Source organism: Nonomuraea maheshkhaliensis, assembly GCF_039529435.1.
GTDB classification, from domain to species: domain Bacteria; phylum Actinomycetota; class Actinomycetes; order Streptosporangiales; family Streptosporangiaceae; genus Nonomuraea; species Nonomuraea maheshkhaliensis.
Window position 1 is genome coordinate 85736 of record NZ_BAAAMU010000031.1, and the last position, 14421, is coordinate 100156.

Consider the following 14421-nt stretch of genomic DNA (forward strand, 5'->3'; position numbering starts at 1 on the left):
GGCCGATGTCCGTGCTCCGACCGATGGCGGCCGGTCAGCGCCGCGGCGGGTGCAGCAGCGTGGCGCGGCGCTCGGCCGGGTCGTGGCCGGTCACCACGACGGTCGCCCCCGCCGTGGCGACCGTCCGGTCCGGGACCTGGGCCGGCACCGGCCGCGGGGCCTCGCGCCGGTCGACGTGGCGGGACACGGGCGGGAACGGCGCGGCCCGCTCGATCAGCCCCTGGTAGTACTCCAGCCACATCCCCTGGTCGAAGGTGACCGCCGCGGTGACCCGGCCCTGGTAGCCATAGACGGCCACGAAGCGGCGCTCGTCCGTCGAGCCCTGCGCGATCACGATCTCGTCGGCGAACGTGGGCACGCCGACCGACTTGATGTTCACGCCGAACTGGGTGGACCAGAAGACCGGCACCGACAGGTGCGGCCAGCGGTGGGCCTGGTCGCTGACCATGTTGTGGGCCGCGATCTCGGCCTGCGCGACCGCGTTGCCCCAGTGCTCCAGCGTCATGAACTGGTACTGGTAGAGCGGATGCGGGAAGCGGGCGATGTCACCGGCGACGAAGACGTCGTCCGTGACCAGGCCGTTGGTGTCCACGGCCCGGCAGCCCGCGTCGCAGGCCACGCCCCACACGCCGGCGGCCAGCCCCGAGCCGTGCAGCCACTCGACGTTGCGGATCGAGCCGAGCGCGACCACCGCCACGTCGGCCTCCACCGTGCTGCCGTCCGACAGGCGGGCGCCGCGCAGCCGGCCCTCCGCGTCGCCTTCCAGGGCGGTGACGGTCGTGTCGCAGCGCAGGTCGACGCCGTGGTCGCGGTGCATCCGCGCGGCCACGCCGCCGATCATCGCGCCGAGCGCGCTGACGAGCGGGCTGGGGCCGCGTTCGACGACCGTCACGGGAAGGTCCAGCTCGCGGCAGACGGAGGCGATCTCGCTGCCGGTGAAGCCCGCGCCGAGGACGAGCACCCGGCGCGGCCGGGCGGCCAGGGCCTCTCGCAGGCGGGCGGCGTCCTCCAGGGTGCGCAGCGTGTGGACGCCCTCCAGCGCGGCCTCGGCCTCGTTCGGCCAGGGGCGGGCGCGGGTGCCGGTGGCCAGCAGCACCCGGTCGAAGCCGATCTCGCGGCCGTCGGCCAGGTGGACGCGCTTGTTCGCCACGTCCAGCCCCGTCGCCGGGGTGCCCGCGATCCATTCGGCCTCGACCTCGCGCAGCCGGGGCAGCATGGTGTGGCCGGACGGCACCTGCCCGGTGAGCACCTGTTTCGACAGCGGCGGCCGGTCGTAGGGCTCGTGGATCTCGTCGCCGATCACGGTCAGCGTCCCGCCGAAGCCCTCCCGGCGCAGCACCCCGGCGGCGCGCGCGCCGGCCAGCGAGGCTCCCACGATCACGATGTGGCCTTCGGTCATCTTCGCGGCCGCCGGCTGCTCGGCGAGCAGCCGCGCGGCCGAGGACAGGCCGACCCGGCGCGTCTGCGTCCAGTCGAGGTGGATGGCCTGGACGGGGCAGGCGGCGGCCGCCCGCAGCACGTGCTCGCGCTGCTCGCCGCCGGGGTCCAGGTCGTACAGGAGCGCCTCGTCGCGCACGGTGAAGACGTCGGGCGCGAGGAAGGCGCACTGGCCGTATCCCTGGCAGCGGGTCAGGTCGACGATGACTCTCACAAGGCCACTCCCCCGTCGAGCGAGCACGTTCCCGCTGGCCGGCGGCGGGTCCCGGCGTGGGACCTACCCGCGCCGCCGAGGGCCGTAGCCCGCCCCGCGCGATCCTTCCCTGCTCTTTGCATGCCGGGTGCCGACGCCTTGACAGGCGAACTTGTATCGATACAAACTTGCGTCGCCTTCATGCCGCACGAATACGCGAGGTAGTCCAGGATGAGTGCCGTCCCCGCCGTCATCAACGTCGACGTCCCCGGTCCCGTGATCAACCGGCACCTGTACGGCCACTTCGCCGAGCACCTGGGCCGGTGCGTCTACGGCGGGTTCTACGTGGGCGAGGACAGCGACCTGCCGAACGAGGGCGGCCTGCGCCTGGACGTGGTCGAGGCGCTGCGCGCCCTGAACATCCCCAACCTGCGCTGGCCAGGCGGCTGCTTCGCCGACGAATACCACTGGACGGACGGCATCGGGCCCAAGGACCGGCGCCCGGTCATGGTCAACACCCACTGGGGCAACGTCGAGGAGAACAACCACTTCGGCACGCACGAGTTCATGGCCCTGTGCGAGCTGCTGGGGGCGGAGCCGTACATCAGCGGCAACGTCGGCTCGGGCACGGTCAGGGAGATGAGCGACTGGGTCGAATACCTCACCCGCGACGGCGACTCGCCGATGGTGCGGCTGCGCAAGGAGAACGGGCGCGAGGAGCCGTGGCGGGTGCGCTTCTGGGGGCTCGGCAACGAGGCGTGGGGCTGCGGCGGCAACATGAGCGCCGCGCAGTACGCCGCCGAGGCGCGCAGGTTCGGCACCTACTGCCGTGACCACGGCGACAACAAGCTCTACCGGATCGCGGCGGGGGCCAACTCCTTCGACTACGCCTGGACCGAGACGCTGATGAAGCAGCTCGGCGAGCTGGGCTGCGCCTACCGCCCGGCGCCGTTCATGCAGGCGCTGTCGGTGCACTACTACACGCTCACGGGCACCTGGCAGGACAAGGGCCAGGCCACGGACTTCGGCACCGACGACCACTACCGCACGATGGTGCAGGCGGCCCGGGTGGACGAGCTGCTCACCGGCCACTCCAACGTCATGGACTGCTACGACCCGGGCCGGAACGTGGGCCTGGTGCTGGACGAGTGGGGCACCTGGTGGAACGTCGAGCCGGGCACCAACCCCGGCTTCCTCTACCAGCAGAACACGCTGCGCGACGCCCTCGTGGCCGGGCTGCACTTCGACGTCTTCCACCGCCACGCCGGCCGCCTGGTCATGGCCAACATCGCCCAGACGGTGAACGTGCTCCAGGCCATGATCCTCACCGATCCCGAGTCGGGCGCGCTGGTGCTCACGCCCACGTACCACGTGTTCGAGATGAACAAGGGGCACCAGGACGCGGCCTCGCTGCGGGTGGACCTGCCCTCGGGGCTGCCCACCCGCGAGGTCGGGGAGGACCGGCTGGCGACCGTCTCGCTGTCGGCCAGCCGCAAGGACGGCCGGCTCCTCGTGTCGCTGTCGAACGTGGACGCGGACGAGGCGGCGGACGTCGAGCTGGACCTGCGCGGCGGCGCCGTGACTGACGTGCAGGCCCGGATCCTCACCGCGGGGCGGCTCCAGGACCACAACACCCCCGAGGCCTCCGCCGCGGTCGCGCCCCGCCCGTACGAGCAGGTCACGGCCACGGCGTCCGGGCTGCGGGTGCACCTGCCCGCCCACTCCTTCGTCACCGTGGAGGGCCGCCTGGACGGCCGGTGAGGCTACGTCCGCGACGGTTCGCGGGCGCCGCCGCGGCGGGAGACGACGGCGTACACCACGCTGACGATCACGAAGAACGGGACGCCCGCCCACCACGCCGGCCGCAGCGGCTCGATGAACAGTGTCGAGACGAGCACGGCGGCCAGGAACAGCATCACCACCACCGAGGTGACGGGCGCGCCCCAGAGCCGGACCGGCGACGGCGCCAGCCCCTGGGCGGCCCGGGTGCGGCGGAAGGCGTGGTGCGTCACCAGGATGAGCAGCCACACGACCAGCGCCCCGAACACCGACACCCCGAACAGCGCCAGGTACGCCTCGCTCTCGCTGGCCGCCGAGACGATCGCGGCCAGCGCCAGGCCCAGCGCCGACAGGGCGAGCGCGTTGCGCGGCACGCCGGAGGCGCTGAGGCGGCCGGTCCAGGCGGGGGCGTAGCGGTGGGCGGCCAGCGAGTGCATCATCCTGGTGGTCAGGTACAGGTTCGTGTTGGCGCTGGAGAGCGCGGCGGTCAGGACCACGAAGTTCATGATCGTGGCCGCCGCCGGGACGCCCGCCGCCGAGAAGACGCGGACGAACGGGCTCTCGGTGACGTCGCCGCCCTGCGCTGTCGTGGTCCAGGGCACCACGGTCAGCACGACCGCGATGGCCAGCACGTAGAACAGCGCCAGGCGGGTGACCATGCGGCGGGCGGCGCGCGGGATGTCGCGCGTGGGGTTCTCGGACTCGGCGGCGGTGACCGAGACGACCTCGGTGCCGATGTAGCTGAACAGCACGAACACCATGGCCAGGAACAGGCCGTTGATCCCGTTGGGCAGGAAGCCGTCGTGCGCGGTCAGGTTGGACACGCCGGTCGCCTGCGCGCCGGGCAGCCCGACGGTGACCAGGACCACGCCGAGCAGGATGAACACCACGATGGCCACCACCTTGATCATGGCGAACCAGTACTCGACCTCGCCGAACAGCTTGACCGCGGCGGCGTTCGTGATCAGCACGACGGCCGAGAAGACGGTGACCGGCAGCCACAGCGGCAGCGACGGCCACCAGAACTGCACGTAGATCCCGGCCGCGATGACCTCGCCGCCGATCGCGATGACCTGGATCGTCCAGTACGTCCAGCGGACCACGAACCCGGCCCACGGCCCCAGATACCGGTGGGCGATGACCCCGAACGCGCCCGCCTCCGGATGCACCACGACCATCTCGGCCAGCGCCCAGCCGATCACCAGCGCCACGCCGGCGCAGATCACGTACGCGACGATGGTGGCGGGACCGGCCTGGGAGATCGCCAGGCTGGAGCCGAGGAAGAGCCCGGTGCCGATGGCGCCGCCCAGCCCGATCATGGTGAGCTGGCGGCCGGTCAGCCGGCGGCGCAGCCCGGTTTCGTTGTCCACGGAAGACCTCTCGGGGGGATGATCAGGTCCTGCGGCAGTCCCTGATGGCTTCGACGGCCGCGTCCACGTCGGACCGGTCGTTGTAGTAGTGGAACGACAGCCGCAGCAGGTCGCCGCGCGGCGCGGTCCAGATGCGGCGCTCGGCCAGCCTGGCGGCCAGCTTGTCCGGGTCGGGGTCGATGATGGCGACCTGCGGGCCGCGCGCCCCCGCCGGGCTCGCCACCCGCTCGCCGTCCTCGGTCAGCCGCTGGGCCAGCTCCTCAACCAGGGCCGACACATGCTCATGTACGGCGTCCAGGTCGACCCGTTCGATCAGGTCGAACCCGGCGTTGGCCGCGTACGCGGACGGGATGGGCGGGGTGCCGGTCTCGAAGCGGCGGGCGTCGGCCGGGAAGTCGAGCAGCCTGGGGTCGAAGGCGAACGGCTGCGTACGGCCGAACCAGCCGGTCAGCTCGGGCTCGCGCTGCTGCTCCATGCCGCCCCTGACGTACAGGAAGGCGATGCCGGGCAGGCCGAGCAGGTATTTGAGCGACCCGGAGGCCAGGTAGTCGCAGCCCAGCCGCTTGACGTCGATCGGGACGACGCCGGTGGCCTGGTAGGCGTCCACGAAGACGCGCGCGCCCCGGTCGTGCGCGAGCCGTACGACGTCCTCGACGGGCAGGCGGGCGCCGTTGCGGTAGGTGTGCAGCGGCACGGAGACGAGGTTGACCCGCTCGTCGATGACCTGCTCGTACGCCTCGGCCGCGACGTTCTCGCCGGTGTCGGCGGCCACCCGCACCTCGGCACCGCGCTGGCGCTGGGCCAGCCACACGTGCGCGATCGAGGGGAACTCCAGGTCGTTGGTGACGATGCCGGGGCGGCGGGCCCAGTCGAGCGAGGCGGCGGCCTGGAAGGCGGCCTCGGACGCGCAGGACAGCACGGCCACCTCGCCTGGCTCGGCGCCGATGAGCCGGGCGAAGCGCTCCCTGGCCCGGCCGACCTGCTCCATCCAGGTCTGCCACGGGGCGCCCTCGGCGCGCAGCGAGTGGCCGATCTCCTGGAGCGCGTAGGCCAGCCGCGACGACAGCGCGGCCTGGCTGCAGCTGGCCAGGTGCACGGAGTCGGCCAGAGAGGGGAACTCGGCCCGGAACTGGGTTGCGTTCAACATGCGCGACATTTCGGGCACACTATCGGGCGGGATTTAACCTGGTCAATGGGCGTTAAATGGTGTTAACAATGGATATGATCCGCGGGTGATGGGCGCCAGGATCCGGAAGCTCCGTACCGAACGGGGGCTGACCCTCGCGCAGCTCGCCGCCGCGGCGGGTGTGTCGAGCGGGCTGATCAGCCAGGTCGAGCGCGACCTGGCCGACCCGAGCCTGGAGACGCTGAGGAAGATCGCCAAGGTGCTGGACCTGCCGCTGTTCAGCCTGTTCCAGGAGCCGGACGCGGCCGTCGTCGCCGTGGTCCGGCAGGACAAGCGCATGCTGGTCAGATCCCCCACCGGCGGGGTCACCTACACCCGCGTCTCCCCCGGGCACGGGCGGCTTGAGGTCCTGGAGGGCCGGCTGGAGCCCGGCGGGTCGTCAGCCGCCGAGCCGTGGTCGCACCCGTCGGAGGAGTGCGTGCTGGTGCTGCGGGGGCGGCTCGTGGTGGAGGTGTCAGGGGTCGAGCACGCGCTGGAGGAGGGCGACAGCTGCTACTTCGACTCCGCGCTGCCGCACCGCTACCTCAACCCGGGCGAGGAGCCGGTCGACTTCCTGATCACCGCGACCCCGCCCAGCTACTGAACCTTTCCCCGGCGCCCCGCGTACCTTCGTACATGCGTTGGAGAATGGCCTTGATCGCCTTGCTGGGGCTGCTGGCGGCGAGCGCGTGCTCCGCCTCGGCGGAGACCCGAGCCGGGTACAACCAGGCGGACGTGCGGTTCAACCAGCAAATGATCACCCACCACCGCCAGACCATTCAGCTGGCCGAGCTCGCGGCCGAGCGGGGCGGCGGCGACTACGTGCGCAAGCTGGCCAAGGAGATCATCCCGAACGAGCAGGCCGACATCCAGAAGATGTCCGGCTGGCTCACGTCCTGGTCGGAGTCGGTGCCGGCCGAGGAGAAGACGGACGAGGGCGCCGAGCTGAAGGCGGGCGACGGGTTCGATCGGGGCTGGCTGACGCTGCTGAAGGGGCACCTCGAACACGGCGTGCACATGGCCAAGGAGATCCAGAGCACGGGCGAGCACGCGGCGACGCGACAGCTGGCCGACCAGATCGTGACCACGCAGAACGAGGAGCTGTCCGCCATCGGCAAGCAACTGGCGATCTGAGCTCGGCCGCCTCGCGCTCGCGAGGCGCGGGACTTGTGCGACCGGTGGCCGGCTGACGACCTTCTGGCACGTCTACCAGCCGGCGCGGGCGTGTCCCTCCTCCCCAGCCCGCGTCCGATGGATACCGTGATGGTGCGGTTCCGAGGCTGAGACGCGAGGAACCCGACCCACTCTCCCTCCGCAGCTTGTCACCGAGCGACGGAAGGGAGCCCCGTGCGGCGAGGTCCTGTGGTGATCGTCGGGGCGGGCCTGGGCGGGCTGTCGGCGGCCGTGCGCCTGGCCGCCGCCGGGCGCGAGGTGGTCGTGGTCGAGGCCGGACGGGAGCCCGGGGGCTGCTGCGGCACCGGGCGTGCGGGGACCTACCGGTTCGACGTCGGGCCGTCCGTGCTGACGATGCCCGGCGTGCTGGCCGACGTCTTCGGCGCGGCCGGGGAGGAACTGCGCGACTGGGTGCCGCTGCGCCGCCTCGACCCGTCGTACCGGTTGATCTTCCACGACGGCTCGCGGCTGGACGTGCGGGCCGGGCGCGAGGAGATGACCGAGCAGGTACGCGCGCTGTGCGGGCCCGCCGAGGCGGCACGCTACGAGCGCTACCGGCGGCTGCTCGACGAGTTGTTCGCGGTGGAGTGGCCCGCGTTCATCGACGCCGACATGACCAGGCTGCGCGCCCTGGCCAAACCCGCGGCGCTGCTGCGGCTGGCCGCGCTCGGCGGCTTCCGCCGGCTCGACCGCCTGGCCGCGCGCCACCTCACCGACCCCCGGCTGATCAGGGCGCACACCTTCCAGTCCCTGTACGTGGGGCTCTCGCCCCAGCGGGCGCTGGGCCTCTACGCCGTCGTCGCGCACATGGACACCGTCGGCGGTGTGTACTTCCCCTCGCACGGCGGCATGCACGCCATCCCGGTCGCGATGGCGGCGCTGCTGGAGAAGCTCGGCGCGACCCTCCGGTACGGCGTACGCGCCCACCGGGTCGAGACCGACGGCGACGGCGTCACCGGCGTCCTGCTGGAGGACGGCGAACGGCTGCCGGCCGCCCACGTGGTCGTCGCCTGCGATCGGCTGGCGGCCCGGCGGCTGCTGCCCGGCCGCGCCGACGACTGGCGGCTGCGCCGTCCCCGCTACTCCCCCTCCTGCCTGGTGCTCCACCTCGGCCTGGACCACGAACCACCCGGCCAGGCCCACCACACCGTGCACTTCGGCCAGGCCTGGCGGGAGACGTTCGCCGCGCTTTCGACGGGCCGGCCGCAGCCCGACCCGAGCCTGCTGATCACCTGCCCGGACACTGGCGGGCCCGCCACGCTCAGCGTCCTGGAACCGGCCCCCAACCTACGCGCCGCCGACTGGACCCGCCTGCGCCCGGCGTTGGAGTCACGCCTGCTCACCCGCCTCACCGACCTCGGCTACGGCGACCTGTCGGGAGCCCCCAGGCTGGTGCTGGACCCACCCGCGTGGGCGGCCCGCGGCCACACCGCCGGCACCCCGTTCGCCCTCGACCACCGCTTCAGCCAGACGGGGTGGCTACGACCGTCCGGCGTCGCCAGACGCGTCCCCGGTCTGCACTTCGCCGGCATGTTCACCGCGCCAGGGGTGGGGGTACCACCGGTCCTGATCTCAGGCCGCCTCGCCGCGGAACGCATCCTCGGGGAGTCCTCATGAGGCGCACCACCGGACCGACACCTGGGGACCCGCCATGACGCTGACCGCCGGCTACGAACGCTGCCGGCGGCTGCACGCCCACTATGGCCGTTCCTACTACCTGGCCACCCGGCTGCTACCCGCCTGGAAGCGGCGTCACGTACACGCCCTGTACGGTTTCGCCCGATATGCCGACGAGATCGTCGACTCCTTCACCATGGCCGGCGACCGGACCCGGGCGCTCGACCGCCTATGGGCCGGCGTCGAGGCCGGGCTGTCGGGAGCCGAGGTCCGCGACCCGGTCCTGCCCGCGTTCCTGCACACCGTGCGCTCGTTCGGCGTCGAACGCGACGACGTGCGCTCGTTCCTGACCTCGATGCGCGCCGACCTATCGGTCACCCGGTACGCCACGTACGACGACCTACTCGGATACATGGCCGGCTCCGCCGCCGCCATCGGCACCATGATGCTGCCGCTCCTGGAACCCGCGCCCGGGTACGAGGAGCAGGCCCGCGAGCCCGCCCGCCAACTCGGCCTGGCCTTCCAGCTCACCAACTTCCTGCGCGACGTCGCCGAGGACTACGCCAGGGGCCGCATCTACCTGCCGATGGAGGACCTGGCCAAGTTCGGCGTCGAGCCGGAGCACCTGGGCGCGCGGCGTACCGGGCAGGCTGTCCGGGACCTGCTCGCCTTCGAGGCCGAACGTGCCCACGCCCACTACCGCGCCGCCGCCGGGGGCGTCGACCTCCTCGTCCCCTCCTCACGACCATGCGTACGCGCCGCCCGCGAACTGTACGGGGGCATCCTCGCCGAGATCGAACGCCGCGACTTCGAGGTCCTGGCCGCCCGCGTCCGGCTACCGCGCCACCACAGGGCCGCCATCTTCACCCGCCACCTCCTGGCCGCCACCGCGGCGAGCCGGGCCGAGCACCGCGTCCAGGTGGAACTCCCATGACCATCACCGGACCCGTGGTGCTGGACGCGATGGGTGGTGACCACGGCCCGGCCGAGACGGTGGCGGGGGCCGTCGAGGCCCGGCGGGCGCACGGGGTGCCGATCATCCTGGTCGGCGCCGAGGCGCAACTGAGCAGGGAACTGCGGCGGCACGAGGCGGAGGGCGAGATCGCCGTGGTGCCCGCGCCGCACGCCGTACCGATGTCCGAGCGGGGCGCCGCCGCGGCGGCCCTGACCGGCTCCAGCCTCGCGGTCGGCTGCGATCTGGTCCATCAGGGGGTGGGCGGCTCGTTCGTGTCCGCCGGCTCCACCGGCGCGGTGGTCACCTGTGCCGTACGCGGCATCGGCCGGGCCGCCGGCGTACTGCGGCCCGCGCTGGCCGTGGCGCTGCCGTCACTACGGGGCGGCGCGACGGTGCTGGTCGACGCCGGGGCGACGGCCGACCCCAGCCCCACCATGATGGCCCAGTTCGCGCGACTCGGGATCGGGTACGCACGTTCCGTACTGGGCCGGCCCGACCCGATCGTGGGCCTGCTGTCCATCGGGTCGGAGCCGGGCAAGGGCAACCGCCTGACCTGCCAGGCCGAGGAACTTCTGACCGGCCTGCCACTGCCCTTCACGGGCAACATCGAGGGGCACGAGGTGCTGTCCGGCCGGGCGGACGTGATCGTCACCGACGGCTTCACCGGCAACGTGGTCCTCAAGACCATCGAGGGATGCGTCCGTACGGTGCTGACCATGGCCGCCCGCGAGGGCGCCGCCGCCCCCGAACGACTCGCCGGGGTGGCCCGCCGCTACGCCCCGGAAACGCACGGCGGCGCAACCCTGCTCGGCCTGCGCGGCACGGTCGTCATAGCACACGGCTCCTCCCGCGCGACCACCATCGCCAGGGCCTGCGCGGTGGCGCACGCGCTGGCAGGGACGGCACCCGGGACGGAGGCGGCGACCTCATGAGCGCGCGCTCAGCGCGCAGGGTCGGTGCCGTGGTACCGGCCGCGTGGGGCGCCGGCGCCTGGCCGCGGGCCCGGCTGCATGGGGTCGGTGCCGTTCCACGTGCCTTCGCTGGCGTACGGGATGAAGCGGGCGAACAGCTCTTCGGCGTACCAGTCGTGGGAGCGTACGAGCTCGACGACCCGCCGGTGTTCCGCGCCCCGGTACGCGAAGCCGCGCATCGCGTCCTGGTCGCGCCACAGCGAGAACGTGGCCTGCCGGACCAGCGGCCACTCCCCCATCCCGATCGAGGCCAGACAGCCGTCCTGCCGTCGCAGCAGCTCATCGACCGGCGGCACCGACCGGTAGAACGCGACCAGCCGCCGCACCCGAACAGAGGCCCTGGTAAGCACCGCCACCGGACTGCCCCGCGCAACCGCCACGTCCTGACGCGGGCCACCGAACAGGCCCGCCCGGGTGCCGCACGAGCCGCCGAACGGATCCCGGCCTGCCCAGGTGCCGCGCGAGGACAGCGGGGCCAGCCGTACCTGCCAGCACTCCACCGCCTCGTCGCGCCAGCGCGCCGCGATCGGCGACGAGCGCAGGAACGCCTCCAGATCACCGTCCGAACGCCACACCGCGAACAGCGCCCAGCGATACAGGTCGGCCCCGAGCGACATCGAACGCCCACTCCCCGTACCGAGCAACCGCCAGAACAACAGCCCGTCACTGTCACGCAACAGCGGCCGATCGAAGGCCATGTGACGCATCGCGCTCACGGTGTCGTACCGGACGAGATGGAACGACGCGATGGCTGAGACGGGAGCCGGCGCAGGGGCCGGGCCAACGATCGACGCGGCGCTGGCGGGAATCGGCGAAGCCGGACCTGCGCTCACTGCGGCGGTGGCGGTCATCGGCGGTTATCTGCTCGGGTCGGTGCCGGTCGCGGTGCTGGTGGGTCGCGTCCACGGTGTCGATCCCCGCGACGTGGGAGACCGCAACCCCGGGTACTGGAACGTCAAGGAGCGGCTCGGTCGGCGGGCGGCGGTGCCGGTGTTCGTCGGCGACACGATCAAGGGCACACTGGCCGCCCTGCTGGCGCTCCTGGTCAGCGGCGCGCACACCTCCTCGTCCGGCACGGTCTCGGGTGCGAGCGCGGTGCCGGTGTACCTCGCGGTGGCGGCGGCGATGGCCGGGCACGCCTGGCCGGTGTTCGCCGGGTTCAGGGGCGGGCGGTCGGTGCTCACGTTCGCCGGCGGGATCGCGGTCATCTGCCCGCCCGCGTTCGGACTGGCGGTGGCGGCGCTGGTGGCGACGGCGCTGGCGGCGCGCTCGTTCGCGGTGGGGGCACGGGTGGCGGTGTTCGCCGTGCCGGTGCTGCAGTGGCCGTTCGCACCCGCCGAACTGGTCGCGGCCACCGGCGGACTGATGTGCCTCATCGGCCTGCGCTTCGTGCTGGCCACCCGGTCCGCCCGCCGCCGCTGACCGTCGTGTCCGCACGGTCCGCGGATGTCCGGACGAGCCGGGATCGCGGGTATGTCCGGCTACGCCACCTGCGTACGGGACGAATCGTGGCGTGGGTCAGGCGGACGGCGACCGCAGGGTCGAGCAGCGGCGACAGCAGCAGCTCAGCGCCGGCTCTCCGGTAGCTTCCGCGTAGCGCGCCGGCCACCAGCACCCGCAGGGCCAGCAGCGCCAAGTCCGGCCAGGACGGCCGCCCGGCCGCCAGCCGCAGCACCGGCACCGCCCCCGTCAGCCAGATCACGGCCAGGTCGGCCGCCTGCTGCCCCGGCCCGGTCACGTCGCCCAGGGACAGCGAACGACCCCACTCGCGCCACAGCTCGCCCGCCGAGTCGTGCATGTCCACTTCCAGCAGGCCTCCCGCGTCCAGGAAGCCCACCTTCCAGCCCCGGCGGGCCAGGTGGCGGGCCAGCGCCACGTCGTCGGTCATCCGGTCGCGCACCCACGTGAACCCGTCCGCCTCCGCCATCCGCGCCCGGCGGAAGGCCAGGCACTGGCCGTTGGCGATCGTACGGTGCGGCGGGGGCGCGGTCGGCGGGCCGATCGGGCCGAACCGGTAGACCAAGCTGGCCAGCATGGAGGCGTGCAGGGCCCGTTCAAGGCGGCTGTCGCAGCGGAAGCGGGGGCCGGCGCTCACCAGGTCGTACTGGTCCAGTACCCGGGTCAGGGCTCCGAACAGGCCGGGTGCGGGTCTGGTGTCGGCGTCGAGCGTGACCACCACCTCGCCCCGCGTGGCCGCCACGCCCTGGCGCAGGGCCCACTGCTTGCCGATCCATCCGGGCGGCAGCGGCATCGAGGTGACGACCTTGGCTCCCAGCTCCGCCGCCACGTCCGCCGTACCGTCGCTTGAGCCGTCGTCAACCACGATCACCTCGCCGACCTCGGGGTCGGCCAGCACGGCCCGCAGGCACGGCCCGATCCTGGAAGCCTCGTCCCGAGCCGGGATCACCACGGACACCTCGGCACCTGTCGGAGGGCCCGCGTCAGGCGACAACGAACCCGGCGCCTGTGGCGGCGCCGGAAGCGACGCCTGTAGCGACGGCAACCGCCGCCGCCCGCGCGCCAGCCGCGCGACCACAATGGCGGCGGCCACGGCCTGAGCCACAGCAAGCACCCTCACCGGCCGCCCCGCTCGACGTCCCGTGACCGCATCGGGGCCGCCGCCGCGTCGGAGAAGCCACGCGAAGGCGGCGAACTCAGCACGGCATCGCGCGAGCCCCGCGACGAGGCTCGACCAGGCCCGGCAGGTGGGAAGTCCTGGGCCACGAGGCGGGTGACGATGCGGGCGCCCAGTACCACCATCGGCAGGCCGCCGCCTGGGTGGGCCGAGCCGCCCACCACGTACAGGCCGCGTCTCGGCCCCCTGTTTCCGGGGCGGAGGAAGGACGAGAGCCGGCCCCGGTAGGCGCTGCCGTAGATGGCGCCGCCCCATGCGCCGTAGCGGTCCCGCAGGTCGGCGGGGGTGAGGATGTCGACGAAGCGCACCCGGCCCAACAGGTCGTAGCCGCGGGAGGCCAGTCGTTCCAGGACCAGGTCCCGGTACGCGGCCACCCCGATCGGCCAGCGCGCCGGGTCGCGGGCCGGTACGTTGACCAGGATCGTCCAGTTCTCGGCCCCCTCCGGCGCATGAGTGGGGTCGTCCACGGCCGAGCAGCCGAGGTAGATGGTCGGGTCGCCGGGTGGCCGGCGGTGGTCGAAGATGTCGGCGAACTCGCGCTCGTAGTCGCCGGAGAACAGCACCGAGTGGTGCGCCAGGCCGGGGGTCCGGCCGTCGACCCCGGCCATCAGCAGGAACGCCGACGACGAAGGCCCGAGCGCGGCGATTCTGCGCAGCCGCCGGCGGTCGGGCAGGAGGTGGCCGTACAGGGCGGCGGCGTCGGTGTTGGCCACCACGATGTCGCAGGGCACGTCCGGCCCGCCGGCCGGCCGGACGCCGGTGACGCGCGAGCCGTCGCAGGTGATGGCGGTGATCGGGGTGGACAGGTGAATCTGCACGCCGGCCGCCTTCAGCAGCAGCGTCAGGTCGTCGGCCAGCCGGGGCAGGCCGCCCGGCGCGTACCAGACGCCCTGCCCGTGCTCCAGCGCCGGGACGCAGCCGAGCGCGGCCGGCGCGCGGTACGGGTTGGAGCCGGCGTAGGTGGCGTAGCGGCCGACGTACTGGCGCAGGCGCGGGTCGCGGAAGAAGCGGCGGGCCAGGCCGTCCAGGGTACGGGCGGGCGCCATGGCCAGCAGGTCCGCCAGCCGGGCCCGACCGAGTGGGCCGGGCGGCGCGGGCGGGCCTAGCAGGGGGCCGGCGAAGGCGG

At 73.1% G+C, this 14421-nt stretch carries 13 protein-coding genes; 7 read left to right on the forward strand and 6 right to left on the reverse strand.

Annotation, left to right across the window (positions count from 1 at the left end):
* Nucleotides 1-34: 34 nt before the first annotated feature.
* A complete protein-coding gene (locus tag ABFX54_RS22180) occupies nucleotides 35-1651 on the reverse strand; it encodes an FAD-dependent oxidoreductase (RefSeq protein ID WP_346107603.1) in 1617 nt (538 codons plus the stop codon).
* Nucleotides 1652-1861: 210 nt separating this feature from the next.
* Here ABFX54_RS22180 and ABFX54_RS22185 point away from each other — a divergent pair, with 210 nt between their 5' ends.
* Complete coding sequence (locus ABFX54_RS22185) at nucleotides 1862-3391, forward strand: alpha-N-arabinofuranosidase (protein WP_346107605.1); 1530 nt, start codon at nucleotides 1862-1864, stop codon at nucleotides 3389-3391.
* A gap of 2 nt (nucleotides 3392-3393) precedes the next feature.
* Here ABFX54_RS22185 and ABFX54_RS22190 read toward each other — a convergent pair whose 3' ends face one another.
* Together ABFX54_RS22190 and ABFX54_RS22195 are read right to left on the reverse strand one after the other, a co-directional pair.
* Complete coding sequence (locus ABFX54_RS22190) at nucleotides 3394-4779, reverse strand: amino acid permease (protein ID WP_346107607.1); 1386 nt, start codon at nucleotides 4777-4779, stop codon at nucleotides 3394-3396.
* A 22-nt stretch (nucleotides 4780-4801) separates the two neighbouring features.
* On the reverse strand, nucleotides 4802-5926 hold the full coding sequence (locus tag ABFX54_RS22195) for an aminotransferase class V-fold PLP-dependent enzyme (RefSeq protein ID WP_346107609.1): 1125 nt from the start codon (nucleotides 5924-5926) through the stop codon (nucleotides 4802-4804).
* Nucleotides 5927-6014: 88 nt separating this feature from the next.
* Here ABFX54_RS22195 and ABFX54_RS22200 point away from each other — a divergent pair, with 88 nt between their 5' ends.
* The 5 genes from ABFX54_RS22200 (at nucleotide 6015) to ABFX54_RS22220 (ending at nucleotide 10621) form a co-directional block, all read left to right on the forward strand.
* Nucleotides 6015-6548, forward strand: a complete 534-nt coding sequence (locus ABFX54_RS22200) for a helix-turn-helix domain-containing protein (RefSeq protein ID WP_346107611.1) — start codon at nucleotides 6015-6017, stop codon at nucleotides 6546-6548.
* Nucleotides 6549-6598: 50 nt separating this feature from the next.
* Nucleotides 6599-7078, forward strand: coding sequence for a DUF305 domain-containing protein (locus tag ABFX54_RS22205; RefSeq protein ID WP_346107613.1), 480 nt, complete (start codon nucleotides 6599-6601; stop codon nucleotides 7076-7078).
* Nucleotides 7079-7291: 213 nt separating this feature from the next.
* Complete coding sequence (locus tag ABFX54_RS22210; protein WP_346107615.1) at nucleotides 7292-8734, forward strand: phytoene desaturase family protein; 1443 nt, start codon at nucleotides 7292-7294, stop codon at nucleotides 8732-8734.
* Between the two features lie 34 nt (nucleotides 8735-8768).
* Nucleotides 8769-9668, forward strand: coding sequence for a phytoene/squalene synthase family protein (locus ABFX54_RS22215; protein ID WP_346107616.1), 900 nt, complete (start codon nucleotides 8769-8771; stop codon nucleotides 9666-9668).
* Nucleotides 9665-10621, forward strand: coding sequence for a phosphate acyltransferase (locus tag ABFX54_RS22220; protein WP_346107618.1), 957 nt, complete (start codon nucleotides 9665-9667; stop codon nucleotides 10619-10621). The genes ABFX54_RS22215 and ABFX54_RS22220 overlap by 4 nt, the downstream gene beginning before the upstream one ends.
* Before the next feature lie 8 nt (nucleotides 10622-10629).
* On the opposite strand, the gene ABFX54_RS22225 is transcribed toward ABFX54_RS22220, so the two are convergent.
* Entirely contained in the window at nucleotides 10630-11367 is a 738-nt protein-coding gene (locus ABFX54_RS22225; protein WP_346107620.1) for a spheroidene monooxygenase, read from the reverse strand.
* 40 nt (nucleotides 11368-11407) lie between these two features.
* Between ABFX54_RS22225 and ABFX54_RS22230 the strand changes: the two genes are divergently transcribed.
* Nucleotides 11408-12082: a glycerol-3-phosphate acyltransferase gene (locus tag ABFX54_RS22230; protein WP_346107621.1), complete on the forward strand. Its 675-nt coding sequence runs from the start codon at nucleotides 11408-11410 to the stop codon at nucleotides 12080-12082.
* On the opposite strand, the gene ABFX54_RS22235 is transcribed toward ABFX54_RS22230, so the two are convergent.
* Together ABFX54_RS22235 and ABFX54_RS22240 are read right to left on the reverse strand one after the other, a co-directional pair.
* On the reverse strand, nucleotides 12033-13076 hold the full coding sequence (locus tag ABFX54_RS22235; protein ID WP_346107623.1) for a glycosyltransferase family 2 protein: 1044 nt from the start codon (nucleotides 13074-13076) through the stop codon (nucleotides 12033-12035). The genes ABFX54_RS22230 and ABFX54_RS22235 overlap by 50 nt on opposite strands.
* Before the next feature lie 158 nt (nucleotides 13077-13234).
* Nucleotides 13235-14421, reverse strand: a 1187-nt coding sequence (locus tag ABFX54_RS22240; RefSeq protein ID WP_346107624.1) for a phytoene desaturase family protein, incomplete at its 5' end; no start/stop codon positions are given.

Excerpts from the sequence above, each read along its gene's own strand:
- ABFX54_RS22185 (WP_346107605.1), top strand. The coding sequence starts at position 1,862 with ATGAGTGCCGTCCCCGCCGTCATCAACGTCGACGTCCCCGGTCCCGTG.
- ABFX54_RS22195 (WP_346107609.1), bottom strand. The coding sequence starts at position 5,926 with ATGTTGAACGCAACCCAGTTCCGGGCCGAGTTCCCCTCTCTGGCCGAC.
- ABFX54_RS22200 (WP_346107611.1), top strand. The coding sequence starts at position 6,015 with ATGGGCGCCAGGATCCGGAAGCTCCGTACCGAACGGGGGCTGACCCTC.
- ABFX54_RS22215 (WP_346107616.1), top strand. The coding sequence starts at position 8,769 with ATGACGCTGACCGCCGGCTACGAACGCTGCCGGCGGCTGCACGCCCAC.
- ABFX54_RS22220 (WP_346107618.1), top strand. The coding sequence starts at position 9,665 with ATGACCATCACCGGACCCGTGGTGCTGGACGCGATGGGTGGTGACCAC.
- ABFX54_RS22225 (WP_346107620.1), bottom strand. The coding sequence starts at position 11,367 with ATGCGTCACATGGCCTTCGATCGGCCGCTGTTGCGTGACAGTGACGGG.
- ABFX54_RS22230 (WP_346107621.1), top strand. The coding sequence starts at position 11,408 with ATGGCTGAGACGGGAGCCGGCGCAGGGGCCGGGCCAACGATCGACGCG.